This window comes from Salinigranum rubrum, from assembly GCF_002906575.1.
GTDB lineage: Archaea > Halobacteriota > Halobacteria > Halobacteriales > Haloferacaceae > Salinigranum > Salinigranum rubrum.
In genome coordinates this window covers 3,235,469-3,247,712 of record NZ_CP026309.1, presented here as the reverse complement: position 1 = coordinate 3,247,712, position 12,244 = coordinate 3,235,469, and the positions used below count along the sequence as shown (strand labels likewise).

Here is a 12,244-nt window from a genome sequence, read left to right as displayed (position 1 = left end):
ATGCCACAACCAAGCAGACCACGCAAAGGCTCGATGGGCTACAGCCCGCGAAAGCGCGCGACGTCGGAAGTCCCGCGGTTCCGCTCGTGGCCCGACGACGATGGCTCCCCTGCGCTGCAGGGCTTCGCCGGCTACAAGGCCGGGATGACCCACGTCGTCATGGTCAACGACCACGCGAACTCCGCCCGCGAGGGGATGGAGGAGTCCGTGCCGGTGACCGTCGTCGAGACGCCGCCGATGCGCGCCGTCGCCCTCAGAGCCTACGAACAGACGCCGTACGGTATGAAGCCGACCACCGAGGTGTGGGCGAGCGAGTTCCACGAGGACCTCTCGCGCACGATCTCGCTGCCGGCCGAAGACACGTTCGAAGACGACGCCGACGACCTTCGCGCCCTCCTCGACGAGGGCAGCGTGGACGACCTCCGGGTCATCACCCACACGGTCCCCGGCGCGCTCGCGAACGTCCCGAAGAAGAAGCCCGACGTGATGGAGACGCGCATCGGCGGCGGCTCCCTCTCGGAGCGCGCCGACTTCGCGCTCGACCTCCTCGAAGAGGGCGGCGAGCACGCCATGAACGACGTGTTCCGCCCCGGGCAGTACCTCGACGCGTCGGGGATCACGAAGGGGAAGGGCACCCAGGGCCCCGTCAAGCGCTGGGGCGTCCAGAAGCGCAAGGGCAAGCACGCCCGACAGGGGTGGCGGCGCCGCATCGGTAACCTCGGCCCGTGGAATCCGTCGCGCGTGCGCTCGACCGTCCCCCAGCAGGGACAGACGGGCTACCACCAGCGCACGGAGCTCAACAAGCGCCTCATCGACGTCGGCGACGGCTCCGAGGCCAGCGTCGACGGCGGGTTCGTCAACTACGGCGAGGTCGACGGCCCGTACGCCCTCGTCAAGGGCTCGCTGCCGGGGCCGAACAAGCGGCTCCTGCGGTTCCGCCCGGCCATCCGACCGAACGACCAGCCGCGCCTCGACCCCGAGGTGCGCTACGTCTCCACAGCCTCGAACCAAGGATAATGAAAGCAACAGTACGCGACCTGAACGGCGACGACGCGGGCGAGGTCGACCTCCCCGACGTGTTCGACACGCCCTACCGCCCGGACCTCATCCAGCGGGCGGTCGTCGCCGCGCAGGCCAACCGGAAGCAGGCGTACGGCGCCGACCCCTACGCCGGGATGCGAACCCCGGCGGAGTCCTTCGGGAGCGGCCGCGGCATGGCTCACGTCCCCCGCGAGAACGGGCAGGGCCGTCGCGTCCCCCAGACCGTGGGTGGCCGCAAGGCCCACCCGCCGAAGGCCGAGAAGGACCAGGGGAAGCGAATCAACGACAAGGAGCGGCAACTCGCCGTCCGATCGGCTATCGCGGCCACCGCGGACGTCGACCTCGTACGCGAGCGCGGACACCAGTTCGATTCCGAACTGGCGCTCCCGCTCGTCGTCTCGGACGACTTCGAGGACCTCGTGAAGACGAAAGAGGTCGTCGCGTTCCTCGAATCGATCGGCACCCACGCCGACATCGAGCGCGCGGACGAGCGGAAGGTCCGTGCCGGTCGCGGGAAGACCCGCGGTCGCAAGTACCGCCGGGCGAAATCGATCCTCTTCGTCACGAGCGAGGAGCCGTCGAAGGCGGCTCGCAACCTCGCCGGTGCCGACGTCGCCACCGCGGCGAACGTCTCGGCGGAGGACCTCGCACCGGGCACCCACGCCGGTCGACTGACCGTGTGGACCGAGAGCGCCCTCGCGGAGGTGGCCGACCGATGAGTGGAATCATCCACCACCCGCTCGTCACCGAGAAGGCGATGAACGAGATGGACTTCGACAACAAGCTCCAGTTCATCGTCCACCTCGACGCCACCAAGGCGGAGGTCCGCGATGAGATCGAGCGCCGCTACGAGGTCACCATCGACAAGGTGAACACGCAGGTGACGCCCAAGGGGAAGAAGAAGGCGACCGTCCGACTCAACGAGGAGGACGACGCACAGGAGATCGCCTCCAGAATCGGGGTGTTCTAGATGGGACGACGAATTCAGGGACAGAAACGCGGGCACGGCTCCTCGACGTACCGAGCGCCGTCGCACCGCTACAAGGCCGAACTGTCGCACAAGAAAAGCGAGGACAGAGACACCGTCTCGGGCACGGTCGTCGACATCGAGCACGACCCCGCCCGCAGCGCGCCCATCGCCGCCATCGAGTTCGAGGACGGCGACCAGCGCCTCGTCCTCGCGCCGGAGGGCATCACCGTCGGCGACACCATCCAGGTGGGCGTCTCCGCCGAGATCAAACCGGGTAACACGCTCCCGCTCGCGGAGATTCCCGAGGGGGTTCCGGTCTGTAACGTCGAGTCCCAGCCGGGCGACGGCGGCAAGTTCGCCCGCGCCTCCGGGACGTCGGCACAGCTCCTGAGCCACGACCGCCGTGTGGCGGTCGTGAAGCTCCCATCGGGCGAGGTCAAGCGCCTCAGCCCCGAGTGCCGCGCCACCATCGGCGTCGTCGCCGGTGGCGGTCGGACGGAGAAGCCGTTCGTCAAGGCCGGCAACAAGTACCACAAGATGCGCTCGCGCGGCTCGAAGTACCCGCGCGTCCGCGGTGTCGCGATGAACGCCGTCGACCACCCGTTCGGTGGCGGCGGTCGACAGCACCCCGGAAAGCCGAAGTCCGTCTCGCGAAACGCGCCGCCGGGCCGCAAGGTGGGCGACATCGCCTCGAAACGAACCGGACGCGGCGGCAAGGCAGGGAACAAGTAGATCATGAGTTCGGAATACCGTACCGGCCGCGAAGGTGAGTTCACCTACCGCGGTCACACGCTCGACGAGTTGCAGGACATGGAGCTCGACGAGGTCGCGGAACTGCTCCCCGCTCGCCAGCGGCGAACTATCACCCGAGGGCTGACCGCCCAGCACGAGAAGCTGCTCGAGACGGTCCGCGACGCGGACCCCGAGGGGACGGCTGACAACCCGATTCGGACGCACCTGCGCGACATGGTCGTCCTGCCGTCGTTCGTCGAGAAGACGTTCGCCGTCTACAACGGACAGGAGTTCGAGCGCGTCCGGGTACAGCCCGAGATGATCGGCCACTACCTGGGCGAGTTCCAGCTCACCCGAACCTCGGTCGAGCACGGCCAGGCCGGCATCGGTGCGACCCGGTCGTCGAAGTTCGTGCCACTCAAGTAAACCATGGGAATCAACTACAGCGTCGAGGCCGACCCGGAGACCACCGCCAGGGGGATGCTCCGCGACCGGCCCATCAGCCTCAAGCACAGCAAGGCCATCTCCCGTGCCATCAAGGGCAAGACGGTTGCCCAGGCCGAGGAGTACCTCGATGCCGTCATCGCCGAGGAGCGCTCCGTCCCGTTCAAGCAGCACAACTCCGGCGTCGGACACCGCTCCGACATCGACGGGTGGGACGCGGGCAGGTACCCCGAGAAGGCCTCGAAGGACTTCCTGAAGCTCATCGAGAACGTCCGCAACAACGCGGACGAGCAGGGCTTCGAGGGGTCGGAGATGACCATCAAGCACGTCGCCGCGCACAAGACGGGCGAGCGTCCCGGCCGGAAGCCGCGCGCGTTCGGCCGCGCCGACCCGTGGAACACGACGCTCTGCGACGTCGAACTCATCATCGAGCAGGAGGAGGCCGAATAATGGCTGACGAACACCAGTTCATCGAGAACGGACTCCAGCGCTCGCAGATCGACGAGTTCTTCGCGGACGAACTCGGTCGCGCCGGCTACGGCGGGATGGAGGTCGCGAAGACGCCGATGGGCACCCAGATCGTCCTCAAGGCCGAAAAGCCCGGGATGGTCATCGGTAAAGGCGGGAAGAACATCCGCAAGGTGACGCGCGAACTCGAAGAGCGCTTCGACCTGGACGACCCCCAGATCGACGTTCAGGAGGTCGACGAGCCCGACCTGAACGCGCGCATCGTCGCCGACCGCCTCGCGAACGCCCTCGAACGCGGCTGGTACTTCCGGAAGGCCGGCCACACGACCATCGACCGCATCATGGAGGCCGGCGCGCTCGGCGCCGAAATCGTCCTCTCGGGCAAGGTCACGGGCGCTCGCTCGCGCGTCGAGAAGTTCAACCGCGGCTACATCAAGCACAACGGTGAGCCCGCGGAGGAAATCGTCGACGAGGGCCAGGGCGTCGCCGTCATGAAGCTCGGCACCATCGGCGTCACGGTGAAGATCATCCCGCCGGGTGCGGAACTGCCCGACGACTTCCACATCGAGGAAGACGTCGAAGTCGAGGCCGTCGAACAGGTCGCAGCGACCGGCGGCGAGAGCGTCGAGGAACTCCTCGAAGAGGACCCCGAGGAGGTCCCCGACTTCTCCGACGAGGACGTCGAGGTCCCCACCGACGAGCCCGACGAGGTGCTCGACGAGGAGGACATCGAGGTCGTCGACGAGGAGGAGATCGACATCGACGAGGAAGTCGTCGAGGAGGACGTCGACGCGGAGACCGGTCCCGCCGAGACCGCTCCCGATCCCGAATCCGACGAGGCCGCCGCCGAGGCGGCTGCCGAGGAGGCGCTCGACGAGGAGGTCGAGGCGGAAGCCGCCGACCTCGTCGCCGAGATGGAAGCGGCCGACGACGACGAGGACGAAGATGCGGACGCGGACGACGAGGAGGAGGAGGACGCGTAGATGGCGATCCTCTACACCGCCGAGATCCGCGACATGACGCCCGCCGAGCGACAGGCAGAACTCGAGGAGCTCGAAACCGAGCTGCTCAACGCGAAGGCCGTCCAGGCGGCGGGTGGCGCGCCGGACAACCCCGGTCGCGTGAGCGAACTGAAGAAGACCATCGCCCGGATCAAGACGATCCAGACGGAAGAGGGCGACCTCGACGACGAAGACGAATAACGGACTCGAACCGATGCCACTCACACCCGAGACCCTCACACGACACGAACTCAACGGCCTCTACACGGAGGTCGTCGACGCCGCGAACCCCGACCTGGTCGGGATAGCGGGCCGTGTCGTCGTCGAGACGATGCACACGCTGCATATCGACTGCGGCGCGGCCGAGCCGCGCCGAGCGCGAGACGGCGATGCCGTCGAGCACAACGGCTCTCGGGTGCGGCAGGTCCCCAAACAGGGGACGACGTTCGAGTTCCGCCTCTCGACCGACGAGCCGAACACGAACGAGGGCCGACGCGACGCCCCTACCGTCGCCGCTGGCGCTCGACACACACGCACAGATGAAGCCGCCGAGGCTGCGAAGGCCTCGGGGACCGCGTCCGAACCGGTTTCGGGACCCGACCAACCCGCTATCGACGCCGACTCCAACGGCGAGTCGGTCGAGGCGGCACGGGTCGAAGCTGGCGAGGGCGTGGCCTACGTTACGGTGGATGGCACACAGCTGCTCTCACGACCCGCGCTCCGCACGGAGAACGCAGGTGAATCAACATGGCGTTAGGACTCAACGTACCACAGCCGGAGGAGACCTGCTCCGACCAGAACTGTCCGTTCCACGGATCGCTTTCCGTGCGCGGACAGACGCTGGAGGGCACCGTCGCCTCCACAGACATGGACAAGACCGTCGTCGTCGAGCGCGAGTACGACGTTCGCGTCCCCAAATACGACCGGTACATGAAGCGTCGGAGTCGGATTCCGGCCCATGCACCGCCGTGTCTGGGACTCGAAGCAGGCGACACGGTCCGTATCGCAGAGACACGACCGCTCTCGAAGACGAAATCGCACGTGGTCATCGAACGCGTCGGAGGTGACGACTGATGGAGGCGCTGAAGGCCGACGTCACTCGTGGCCTCAACCGCGGCGCGCTCGTCACGTGTGCGGACAACACCGGAGCCCGTGAGCTGAAGGTAATCAGCGTCCACGGCTACTCCGGCACGAAGAACCGCCAGCCCTCGGCGGGCATCGGTGACAAGGTGACCGTCTCGGTCACCAAAGGCACCCCCGAGATGCGCCGCCAGGTCCTCGAGGCCGTCATCGTCCGACAGCGAAAGACGATCCGACGACCCGACGGAACGCGCGTGAAGTTCGAAGACAACGCGGCCGTCATCATCGACGAGATGGAAGAACCGCGCGGGACCGAGATCAAGGGTCCCATCGCGCGCGAGGTTGCCGAGCGCTTCGGGAGCATCGCATCGACAGCGACGATGATCGTCTGAGGAGATAGAATGACGAAACAACCACGCAAACAGCGAACTCGGACGCGCGACGCGCCGCTCCACGAGCGGCACAAGCAGGTCCGTGCCACGCTTTCGGACGACCTCCGCGAGGAGTACGGTCGACGCAGCGCCCGCGTCAACGCGGGCGACACCGTCGAGGTACTCCGCGGCGACTACGCCGGCGAGTCCGGCGAAGTCATCAAGGTCGACCTCAAATCCGGCGCTGTCCACGTCGAGGACGTGACCGTCGAGAAGGCCGACGGCGAGGAAGTGCCGCGGCCGCTCGACGCGTCGAACGTCCGCATCACGGAACTCGAGTTCCACGACGACGACGACCGCCGCGAGGCACGGCTCCGCGCCGACGAGGAGGACGATAACGAATGACGCGACACCAGAAGCGACTCTCGGTCCCGAACACGTGGCCGATCGAACGCAAGGAATCGACCTGGACGGTCAAGGCCGACGCCGGTCCGCACGGTGAGGCGGGGGTTCCCCTGCTCATCCTGCTGCGGGACGTGCTCGGCTACGTCGACTCGAAGAAGGAAGCGCGCTACGCGCTCAACCAGGACAGCGTCCTGGTCAACGGCGTGGCGGTGTCGGACGAGTCCCGTCCCATCGGGATGTTCGACATCCTCACGTTCACCCAGCGCGAGGAGTACTACCGGGTGTTCCCCGACGAGGGCGGACGCCTGGCGCTGACGCCCATCTCGGCCGACGCGGCGGACAGCCGCCTCGGCAAGGTGGTCCGCAAACAGCAGGTCAAAGGCGGTGCCTTCCAGCTCACCCTCCACGACGGGACCAACGTCCGCGTCGAAGACGGGAGCGACTACTCGACGAACGACTCGATCGTCGTCGACAACGAGACGAAGGAGATCGTCGCCCACTTCGGCTACGAGGAGGGCGCGCTCGTCACGGCCGTCGACGGCCAGCACGCCGGCGAGATCGGCGAGGTCGCAGAGATCACGGTCACGCCCGGCAGCGGGAACAACACCGTCCGCGTCGTCCGCGACGACGACACCGAGTTCGAGACGGTCGAAGGCTACGTCGTCGTCATCGACGAGAACTTCACCGGCGGCGCCGGGGACGAGGGAGGTGACGCCTGATGTCGTCGGATTCCGAGTCGGGATTCCACGAGATGCGACAGCCCTCCGTCGAGAAGGTCGTCGTCCACATGGGCGTCGGCACCGGCGGCCGGGAACTCGCGAACGCCGAGGAGATCCTCGGCGAGGTCGCGGGTCAGGAGCCGGTTCGGACGCAGTCGAAGCGCGCGAGCCAGGACTTCGGCGTCCGTCGGGGCGAACCCGTCGGCGCGAAGGTCACGCTCAGAGGCGCGGCCGCCGAGGAGTTCCTCGAGACGGCGCTGCCGCTGACCGACCTCTCGTCCACGCAGTTCGACGAGTACGGGAACTTCAGCTTCGGCGTCGCCGAGCACACCGAGTTCCCGAGCCAGGAGTACGACCCGAACATCGGGATCTACGGGCTGGACGTGACGGTCAACCTCGTCCGCCCCGGCTACCGCGTGCGCAAGCGCGACAAGGCAGCCAGTTCCATCCCGTCGCGCCACAAGCTCACGCCCGAGGACGCCATCGCGTTCGTCGAGCGGGAGTTCGGCGTCGACGTGGAGGTGACCGAAGAATGAGCGAAAGCGAGACAGAGACGGGCGAGCACGCCTCCCGACGCACCGGCATCGAGCGCGAGTGCCGTCGGTGCGAACGGAAGCAGGGTCTGGTCGGGAAGTACGACATCTTCCTCTGCCGGCAGTGCTTCCGCGAGGTCGCCCGCAACATCGGATTCAAGAAGTATCGATAACCATGGCGGACAACGATCCACTCAGCAACGCGCTCTCCGGCGTGAACAACGCCGAGAGCGTCGGCCATCTGAGCCACACGGTACAGCCCGCCTCGAACGTCATCGGCTCCGTCCTCGAGGTCTTCTACGACCGCGGGTACATCGACGGCTTCGAGTTCGTCGACGACGGCAAGGCCGGTAACTTCGAGGTCGAACTGAAAGGCGCGATCAACAAGTGTGGCGCCGTGAAGCCCCGGTACGAGACCGGAGCCGACGAGTACGAGAAGTGGGAGAAGCGGTATCTCCCTGCCCGCGACTACGGGACGCTCATCGTCTCGACGAGCCACGGCGTCATGAGCCACTACGAGGCCCGCGAGGAGGGCCTCGGTGGCCAGGTGATCGCGTACGTCTACTGACAATGACACGAATAGAACTCGACATCCCCGACGACGTCTCCGCCGAGATGGACCACCTCACGCTCACCGTCGAGGGACCGGAAGGGAGCGTCTCGCGACGCCTCTGGTACCCCGACATCAGCGTCGAGGTCGAAGACGGCGCGGTCGTCATCGAATCGTCGGAGGAAGACGCGAAGACCACCGCGACCGCGGGCACGTTCGAGAGCCACGTGCGGAACATGTTCCACGGCGTCACCGCGGGGTGGGAGTACAAGATGGAAGTCTTCTACGCCCACTTCCCGATGCAGGTCTCCGTCGACGGTGACCACGTGGTCATCGAGAACTTCCTCGGCGAGAAGGCACCGCGCCGCGCGAAGATCCGCGGCGACACCGACGTACAGATCGACGGCGAGGAGGTCATCCTCACCGGTCCGAACAAGGAGGACGTCGGCCAGACGGCGGCCGACATCGAACAGCTCACCCGTGTGAAGGACAAGGACACGCGCGTGTTCCAAGACGGCGTCTACATCACGGAGAAGCCACAGAAGGCAGGAGGTGCCTAGATGTCCGCTGACGACACGGAAGAACCACAGGAACTCGAAGACATCAGCGGCGTCGGCCCGTCGAAGGCCGAGGCGCTCCGCGAGGCCGGCTACGAGTCGGTCGAGGACGTGAAGGCCGCGAGCCAGTCCGAACTCTCGGACGTCGACGGCATCGGCAACGCGCTCGCCGCGCGTATCAAGGCCGACGTCGGCGGTCTCGAAGTCTCCGAAGAGACCGACGCGGAAGTCGAAGACGAGACCGAAGAGGAGGTCGAAGCGGCCGAGGACGAGGACGTCCCGACGAAGACGGTCGCCCGCGGGCACGCCGACAAGACGCCCGAACTGGACGAGGAGACCGAGCAGGCCTTGGTCCAGAAACACCGCGAGGGCAAGCCGCAGTTCAAGCGGCAGGACCACCACATGAAGAAGCGGACGCCCGAGTCCTGGCGGCGTCCCCGCGGCAACCTCTCGAAGCAGCGTCGCGGCATCAAGGGCAAGGGCGACACGGTTCAGGCGGGCTTCCGCTCGCCGAAGGCCGCCCGTGGCCTGCACCCCTCCGGTTTCGAGGAGGTCCGCGTCCACAACACCGACGACCTGGAGGGTGTCGACGGCGACACCCAGGCCGTCCGCATCGCCTCCTCGGTGGGCGCCCGCAAGCGCGAGCGCATCGAAGACGAGTGCGAGGACCGCGAGATTCGCGTCCTCAACCCGACCTACATCGAGGTCGAAGCGGAGGGAGACGAATGACGGATCTGAAAGCCCAGCGACGCATGGCCGCCGACGTCCTCGACGTCGGCAAGGACCGCATCTGGATGGACCCCGAGGAGCAGGCCGACATCGCGGACGCCATCACGCGCGAGGACGTCCGTGACCTGGTCGACCAGGGAACCATCCGCGTCAAGGACGCGAAGGGCAACTCGAAGGGTCGCGCACGCGAGCGGAAAGCCAAGCGCGACTACGGCCACCGCAAGGGGGCCGGTTCCCGGAAAGGGAAGGCGGGTGCCCGTCAGAACAAGAAGAAGGCATGGATCAGCCGGATCCGCGCACAGCGGAAGCGACTCCGCGACCTGCGCGACGACGGCCCGCTGTCGGCAAGCGAGTACCGCACGCTGTACAACAAGGCGAGCGGTGGCGAGTTCGACAGCGTCGACCGGCTCGAAACGTACATCGAGACACACTACGGACACGAGGTGAAATAATGGCGACAGGACCACGGTACAGAGTGCCGATGCGGCGTCGCCGCGAGTCCCGGACCGACTACCATCAGAGGTTGCGCCTGCTGAAATCAGGCAAGCCACGGCTTGTCGCTCGCGTGAGCAACAAGCACGTCAGGGCGCAGCTGGTCACCCCGGGACCGCAGGGCGACGAGACACACGTGAGCGCTTCGAGCGAGGACCTCGCCGACTACGGCTGGGAGGCCCCCACGGGGAACCTCCCGAGCGCCTACCTCACGGGCTACCTCGTGGGCCTCCGGGCCCGCGATGCCGGCCTCGACGAGGCGGTGCTCGACATCGGCCTGAACACGGCGACCCCTGGCAACAAGGTGTTCGCGGTACAGGAAGGTGCAATCGACGCCGGGCTCGACATCCCGCACAACGAGAGCGTGCTGGCGGACTGGTCGCGTAACCGCGGCGAGCACATCGCCGAGTACGCCGAGGGGCTCGACGAGCCGCTCTACAGCGGGGCGTTCGACGCCACGGAACTGCCCGGGCACTTCGACGAGGTGCTCGAGCGACTTCAGGAGGACGCATGAGTAGAAGCAACAACGGATGGGAGCCGCGCACGCGGCTCGGCCGTATGGTACAGGACGGCGACGTCACATCGATGGACCAGGCTCTCGAGTCGGGCCTCCCGCTCAAGGAGCCCGAGATCGTCGACCAGCTCCTGCCCGGACTGGACGACGACGTGCTCGACATCAACATGGTCCAGCGCATGACCGACTCCGGCCGCCGGGTGAAGTTCCGGTGCGTCGTCGCCGTCGGGAACAGAGACGGCTACCTCGGCTACGCCGAGGGCCGTGACGACCAGGTCGGTGGCGCGATTCAGAAGGCCATCGAGGTGGCGAAGCTGAACATCATCAAGGTCGACCGCGGCTCGGGGTCGTGGGAGGACCGCGCCGGCGGCACCCACTCGCTGACCCGGAAGGCCGAAGGAAAGGCCGGCTCGGTGACCGTCGAGATCATCCCCGCCCCGCGCGGGCTGGGGCTCGCGGCGTCGGAGACGACCCGGAGCATACTCGAACTCGCCGGCGTGCAGGACGCGTGGACGAAGTCCCACGGCAACACTCGGACCACGGTGAACCTCGCGAAGGCGACGTACAACGCGCTGCGCAACGCGTCGCAGTCGCGCACGCCGCGCCGCGCTCGCCAGGTGCAGATCGAAGCCGACGGGGAGGTGTCCGAATGATGCAGGCCGTCGTCCAGGTTCGCGGCGAGGTCGACATGAGTTCGGGCGTCCGCGACACGATGAAGATGCTCAACCTCCACGGGGTCAACCACTGCACGTTCGTCCCCGAGAAGGACACCTACCGCGGGATGATCACGAAGGTGAACGACTGGGTGGCACACGGTGAGCCCTCGGTCGAAGTAGTCGAGACGCTCCTCCACAAGCGCGTCGAGCCCATCGAAGGCGACGACGACGTCGACGAGGCGTGGCTCGCGGACAACACCGACTACGACGACTTCGCCTCCCTCGCCGAGGCGCTCGTCGACGAGGAGACGACCCTGCGCGAGCAGGGCCTCTCGCCCGTCCTCCGCCTGCACCCCCCGCGCGGGGGCCACAAAGGCCTGAAGCACGCCGCCCCCGAGGGTGGACAGCTCGGCAAGCACTCGACGCAGCAGATCGACGACCTCCTGGAGGCGATGCGATGACGTCGAAGAAACGACGCCAGCGCGGCTCCCGGACGCACGGCGGCGGCACCCACAAGAACCGGCGCGGCGCCGGCCACCGTGGTGGTCGCGGTCGTGCGGGTCGAGCCAAACACGAGTTCCACAACTACGAACCGCTCGGCAAACACGGCTTCACGCGGCCCGAGGAGACGAAGGACACCGTCGTCGAGGTGCGCGTCCAGAAGCTCGACGAGGACGCGGCGCTCCTCGCTGCGGAGGGCGCCGCCGAAGCCGACGGCGACGCGTACCACCTCGACGCACGCGACATCGCCGAGGACGGTCACGATGTCGACGTCGTGAAGGTGCTCGGTGGCGGGCAGGTCCGCAACGAACTGCACGTCGTCGCCGACGCCTTCACGAGCGGGGCACGCGAGCTCATCGAGGAGGCCGGCGGGAGCGTCGAACTCACCGAGCGCGCACAGGAGGCAGCGGCCGACGCCGAAGACGAGACCGCGGACGAAACCGAAAACGCTTCGGACGACGAGGCGAACGGAGAGTAACCC

Annotated in this window: 23 protein-coding genes; all 23 read left to right on the top strand. The window is 67.2% G+C overall.

The features are described 5' to 3' along the window. The 23 genes from C2R22_RS15850 to C2R22_RS15740 are packed head-to-tail and all read left to right on the top strand — an operon-like array spanning window position 1 to window position 12,241. Window positions 1-1,017, top strand: coding sequence for a 50S ribosomal protein L3 (locus C2R22_RS15850; protein ID WP_103426621.1), 1,017 nt, complete (start codon window positions 1-3; stop codon window positions 1,015-1,017). Continuing rightward, entirely contained in the window at window positions 1,017-1,760 is a 744-nt protein-coding gene (gene rpl4p, locus C2R22_RS15845) for a 50S ribosomal protein L4 (protein ID WP_103426620.1), read from the top strand. Before C2R22_RS15850 ends, rpl4p begins: the two co-directional genes overlap by 1 nt. After that, entirely contained in the window at window positions 1,757-2,011 is a 255-nt protein-coding gene (locus C2R22_RS15840) for a 50S ribosomal protein L23 (protein WP_103426619.1), read from the top strand. The genes rpl4p and C2R22_RS15840 overlap by 4 nt, the downstream gene beginning before the upstream one ends. Next, the gene (locus C2R22_RS15835; RefSeq protein ID WP_103426618.1) at window positions 2,012-2,743 is read left to right on the top strand and encodes a 50S ribosomal protein L2; all 732 of its coding nucleotides are present in this window, start codon (window positions 2,012-2,014) and stop codon (window positions 2,741-2,743) included. It abuts the gene before it with no gap. 3 nt (window positions 2,744-2,746) lie between these two features. Next, complete coding sequence (locus C2R22_RS15830; protein ID WP_103426617.1) at window positions 2,747-3,169, top strand: 30S ribosomal protein S19; 423 nt, start codon at window positions 2,747-2,749, stop codon at window positions 3,167-3,169. Between the two features lie 3 nt (window positions 3,170-3,172). Beyond that, window positions 3,173-3,637, top strand: a complete 465-nt coding sequence (locus C2R22_RS15825) for a 50S ribosomal protein L22 (protein ID WP_103426616.1) — start codon at window positions 3,173-3,175, stop codon at window positions 3,635-3,637. Then, window positions 3,637-4,638 (top strand): 30S ribosomal protein S3, encoded by a 1,002-nt coding sequence (locus C2R22_RS15820; RefSeq protein WP_103426615.1) that lies wholly within the window; start codon window positions 3,637-3,639, stop codon window positions 4,636-4,638. The genes C2R22_RS15825 and C2R22_RS15820 overlap by 1 nt, the downstream gene beginning before the upstream one ends. Then, window positions 4,639-4,857, top strand: coding sequence for a 50S ribosomal protein L29 (gene rpmC, locus C2R22_RS15815; protein ID WP_103426614.1), 219 nt, complete (start codon window positions 4,639-4,641; stop codon window positions 4,855-4,857). Between the two features lie 13 nt (window positions 4,858-4,870). Further along, window positions 4,871-5,413, top strand: coding sequence for a ribonuclease P protein component 1 (locus C2R22_RS15810; RefSeq protein ID WP_103426613.1), 543 nt, complete (start codon window positions 4,871-4,873; stop codon window positions 5,411-5,413). Next, window positions 5,404-5,730 (top strand): 30S ribosomal protein S17, encoded by a 327-nt coding sequence (locus C2R22_RS15805; protein WP_103426612.1) that lies wholly within the window; start codon window positions 5,404-5,406, stop codon window positions 5,728-5,730. The genes C2R22_RS15810 and C2R22_RS15805 overlap by 10 nt, the downstream gene beginning before the upstream one ends. Then, window positions 5,730-6,128, top strand: a complete 399-nt coding sequence (locus C2R22_RS15800) for a 50S ribosomal protein L14 (protein WP_103426611.1) — start codon at window positions 5,730-5,732, stop codon at window positions 6,126-6,128. The genes C2R22_RS15805 and C2R22_RS15800 overlap by 1 nt, the downstream gene beginning before the upstream one ends. Window positions 6,129-6,137: 9 nt before the next feature. Beyond that, window positions 6,138-6,512: a 50S ribosomal protein L24 gene (rplX, locus tag C2R22_RS15795; protein ID WP_103426610.1), complete on the top strand. Its 375-nt coding sequence runs from the start codon at window positions 6,138-6,140 to the stop codon at window positions 6,510-6,512. Continuing rightward, window positions 6,509-7,231 (top strand): 30S ribosomal protein S4e, encoded by a 723-nt coding sequence (locus C2R22_RS15790; protein WP_103426609.1) that lies wholly within the window; start codon window positions 6,509-6,511, stop codon window positions 7,229-7,231. Before rplX ends, C2R22_RS15790 begins: the two co-directional genes overlap by 4 nt. After that, complete coding sequence (locus C2R22_RS15785) at window positions 7,231-7,767, top strand: 50S ribosomal protein L5 (RefSeq protein WP_103426608.1); 537 nt, start codon at window positions 7,231-7,233, stop codon at window positions 7,765-7,767. Before C2R22_RS15790 ends, C2R22_RS15785 begins: the two co-directional genes overlap by 1 nt. After that, window positions 7,764-7,937: a 30S ribosomal protein S14 gene (locus tag C2R22_RS15780; protein WP_103426607.1), complete on the top strand. Its 174-nt coding sequence runs from the start codon at window positions 7,764-7,766 to the stop codon at window positions 7,935-7,937. The genes C2R22_RS15785 and C2R22_RS15780 overlap by 4 nt, the downstream gene beginning before the upstream one ends. A gap of 2 nt (window positions 7,938-7,939) precedes the next feature. Then, window positions 7,940-8,332 carry a 30S ribosomal protein S8 gene (locus tag C2R22_RS15775; protein ID WP_103426606.1) on the top strand — a complete coding sequence of 131 codons (393 nt, stop codon included), beginning with the start codon at window positions 7,940-7,942 and terminating at the stop codon, window positions 8,330-8,332. A gap of 2 nt (window positions 8,333-8,334) precedes the next feature. Next, window positions 8,335-8,874, top strand: coding sequence for a 50S ribosomal protein L6 (locus C2R22_RS15770; RefSeq protein ID WP_103426605.1), 540 nt, complete (start codon window positions 8,335-8,337; stop codon window positions 8,872-8,874). Then, the gene (locus C2R22_RS15765; protein ID WP_103426604.1) at window positions 8,875-9,600 is read left to right on the top strand and encodes a 50S ribosomal protein L32e; all 726 of its coding nucleotides are present in this window, start codon (window positions 8,875-8,877) and stop codon (window positions 9,598-9,600) included. Then, on the top strand, window positions 9,597-10,052 hold the full coding sequence (locus tag C2R22_RS15760; RefSeq protein ID WP_103426603.1) for a 50S ribosomal protein L19e: 456 nt from the start codon (window positions 9,597-9,599) through the stop codon (window positions 10,050-10,052). Before C2R22_RS15765 ends, C2R22_RS15760 begins: the two co-directional genes overlap by 4 nt. After that, on the top strand, window positions 10,052-10,606 hold the full coding sequence (locus C2R22_RS15755; protein ID WP_103426602.1) for a 50S ribosomal protein L18: 555 nt from the start codon (window positions 10,052-10,054) through the stop codon (window positions 10,604-10,606). Before C2R22_RS15760 ends, C2R22_RS15755 begins: the two co-directional genes overlap by 1 nt. Continuing rightward, on the top strand, window positions 10,603-11,259 hold the full coding sequence (locus C2R22_RS15750) for a 30S ribosomal protein S5 (protein ID WP_103426601.1): 657 nt from the start codon (window positions 10,603-10,605) through the stop codon (window positions 11,257-11,259). The genes C2R22_RS15755 and C2R22_RS15750 overlap by 4 nt, the downstream gene beginning before the upstream one ends. Then, window positions 11,259-11,723 carry a 50S ribosomal protein L30 gene (locus C2R22_RS15745; protein ID WP_103426600.1) on the top strand — a complete coding sequence of 155 codons (465 nt, stop codon included), beginning with the start codon at window positions 11,259-11,261 and terminating at the stop codon, window positions 11,721-11,723. Before C2R22_RS15750 ends, C2R22_RS15745 begins: the two co-directional genes overlap by 1 nt. Further along, window positions 11,720-12,241: an uL15m family ribosomal protein gene (locus tag C2R22_RS15740; RefSeq protein ID WP_103426599.1), complete on the top strand. Its 522-nt coding sequence runs from the start codon at window positions 11,720-11,722 to the stop codon at window positions 12,239-12,241. The genes C2R22_RS15745 and C2R22_RS15740 overlap by 4 nt, the downstream gene beginning before the upstream one ends. Window positions 12,242-12,244 lie beyond the last annotated feature (3 nt).

What these genes read in the sequence shown, in the direction of transcription:
- C2R22_RS15780 (WP_103426607.1), top strand. Translation starts at nt 7,764, where the DNA reads ATGAGCGAAAGCGAGACAGAGACGGGCGAGCACGCCTCCCGACGCACC.
- rpmC (WP_103426614.1), top strand. Translation starts at nt 4,639, where the DNA reads ATGGCGATCCTCTACACCGCCGAGATCCGCGACATGACGCCCGCCGAG.
- rpl4p (WP_103426620.1), top strand. Translation starts at nt 1,017, where the DNA reads ATGAAAGCAACAGTACGCGACCTGAACGGCGACGACGCGGGCGAGGTC.
- C2R22_RS15825 (WP_103426616.1), top strand. Translation starts at nt 3,173, where the DNA reads ATGGGAATCAACTACAGCGTCGAGGCCGACCCGGAGACCACCGCCAGG.
- C2R22_RS15775 (WP_103426606.1), top strand. Translation starts at nt 7,940, where the DNA reads ATGGCGGACAACGATCCACTCAGCAACGCGCTCTCCGGCGTGAACAAC.
- C2R22_RS15820 (WP_103426615.1), top strand. Translation starts at nt 3,637, where the DNA reads ATGGCTGACGAACACCAGTTCATCGAGAACGGACTCCAGCGCTCGCAG.
- C2R22_RS15755 (WP_103426602.1), top strand. Translation starts at nt 10,052, where the DNA reads ATGGCGACAGGACCACGGTACAGAGTGCCGATGCGGCGTCGCCGCGAG.
- C2R22_RS15840 (WP_103426619.1), top strand. Translation starts at nt 1,757, where the DNA reads ATGAGTGGAATCATCCACCACCCGCTCGTCACCGAGAAGGCGATGAAC.
- C2R22_RS15790 (WP_103426609.1), top strand. Translation starts at nt 6,509, where the DNA reads ATGACGCGACACCAGAAGCGACTCTCGGTCCCGAACACGTGGCCGATC.
- C2R22_RS15800 (WP_103426611.1), top strand. Translation starts at nt 5,730, where the DNA reads ATGGAGGCGCTGAAGGCCGACGTCACTCGTGGCCTCAACCGCGGCGCG.
- C2R22_RS15770 (WP_103426605.1), top strand. Translation starts at nt 8,335, where the DNA reads ATGACACGAATAGAACTCGACATCCCCGACGACGTCTCCGCCGAGATG.
- C2R22_RS15850 (WP_103426621.1), top strand. Translation starts at nt 1, where the DNA reads ATGCCACAACCAAGCAGACCACGCAAAGGCTCGATGGGCTACAGCCCG.
- C2R22_RS15805 (WP_103426612.1), top strand. Translation starts at nt 5,404, where the DNA reads ATGGCGTTAGGACTCAACGTACCACAGCCGGAGGAGACCTGCTCCGAC.
- C2R22_RS15765 (WP_103426604.1), top strand. Translation starts at nt 8,875, where the DNA reads ATGTCCGCTGACGACACGGAAGAACCACAGGAACTCGAAGACATCAGC.
- C2R22_RS15760 (WP_103426603.1), top strand. Translation starts at nt 9,597, where the DNA reads ATGACGGATCTGAAAGCCCAGCGACGCATGGCCGCCGACGTCCTCGAC.
- C2R22_RS15745 (WP_103426600.1), top strand. Translation starts at nt 11,259, where the DNA reads ATGCAGGCCGTCGTCCAGGTTCGCGGCGAGGTCGACATGAGTTCGGGC.
- C2R22_RS15830 (WP_103426617.1), top strand. Translation starts at nt 2,747, where the DNA reads ATGAGTTCGGAATACCGTACCGGCCGCGAAGGTGAGTTCACCTACCGC.
- rplX (WP_103426610.1), top strand. Translation starts at nt 6,138, where the DNA reads ATGACGAAACAACCACGCAAACAGCGAACTCGGACGCGCGACGCGCCG.
- C2R22_RS15750 (WP_103426601.1), top strand. Translation starts at nt 10,603, where the DNA reads ATGAGTAGAAGCAACAACGGATGGGAGCCGCGCACGCGGCTCGGCCGT.
- C2R22_RS15810 (WP_103426613.1), top strand. Translation starts at nt 4,871, where the DNA reads ATGCCACTCACACCCGAGACCCTCACACGACACGAACTCAACGGCCTC.
- C2R22_RS15835 (WP_103426618.1), top strand. Translation starts at nt 2,012, where the DNA reads ATGGGACGACGAATTCAGGGACAGAAACGCGGGCACGGCTCCTCGACG.
- C2R22_RS15785 (WP_103426608.1), top strand. Translation starts at nt 7,231, where the DNA reads ATGTCGTCGGATTCCGAGTCGGGATTCCACGAGATGCGACAGCCCTCC.
- C2R22_RS15740 (WP_103426599.1), top strand. Translation starts at nt 11,720, where the DNA reads ATGACGTCGAAGAAACGACGCCAGCGCGGCTCCCGGACGCACGGCGGC.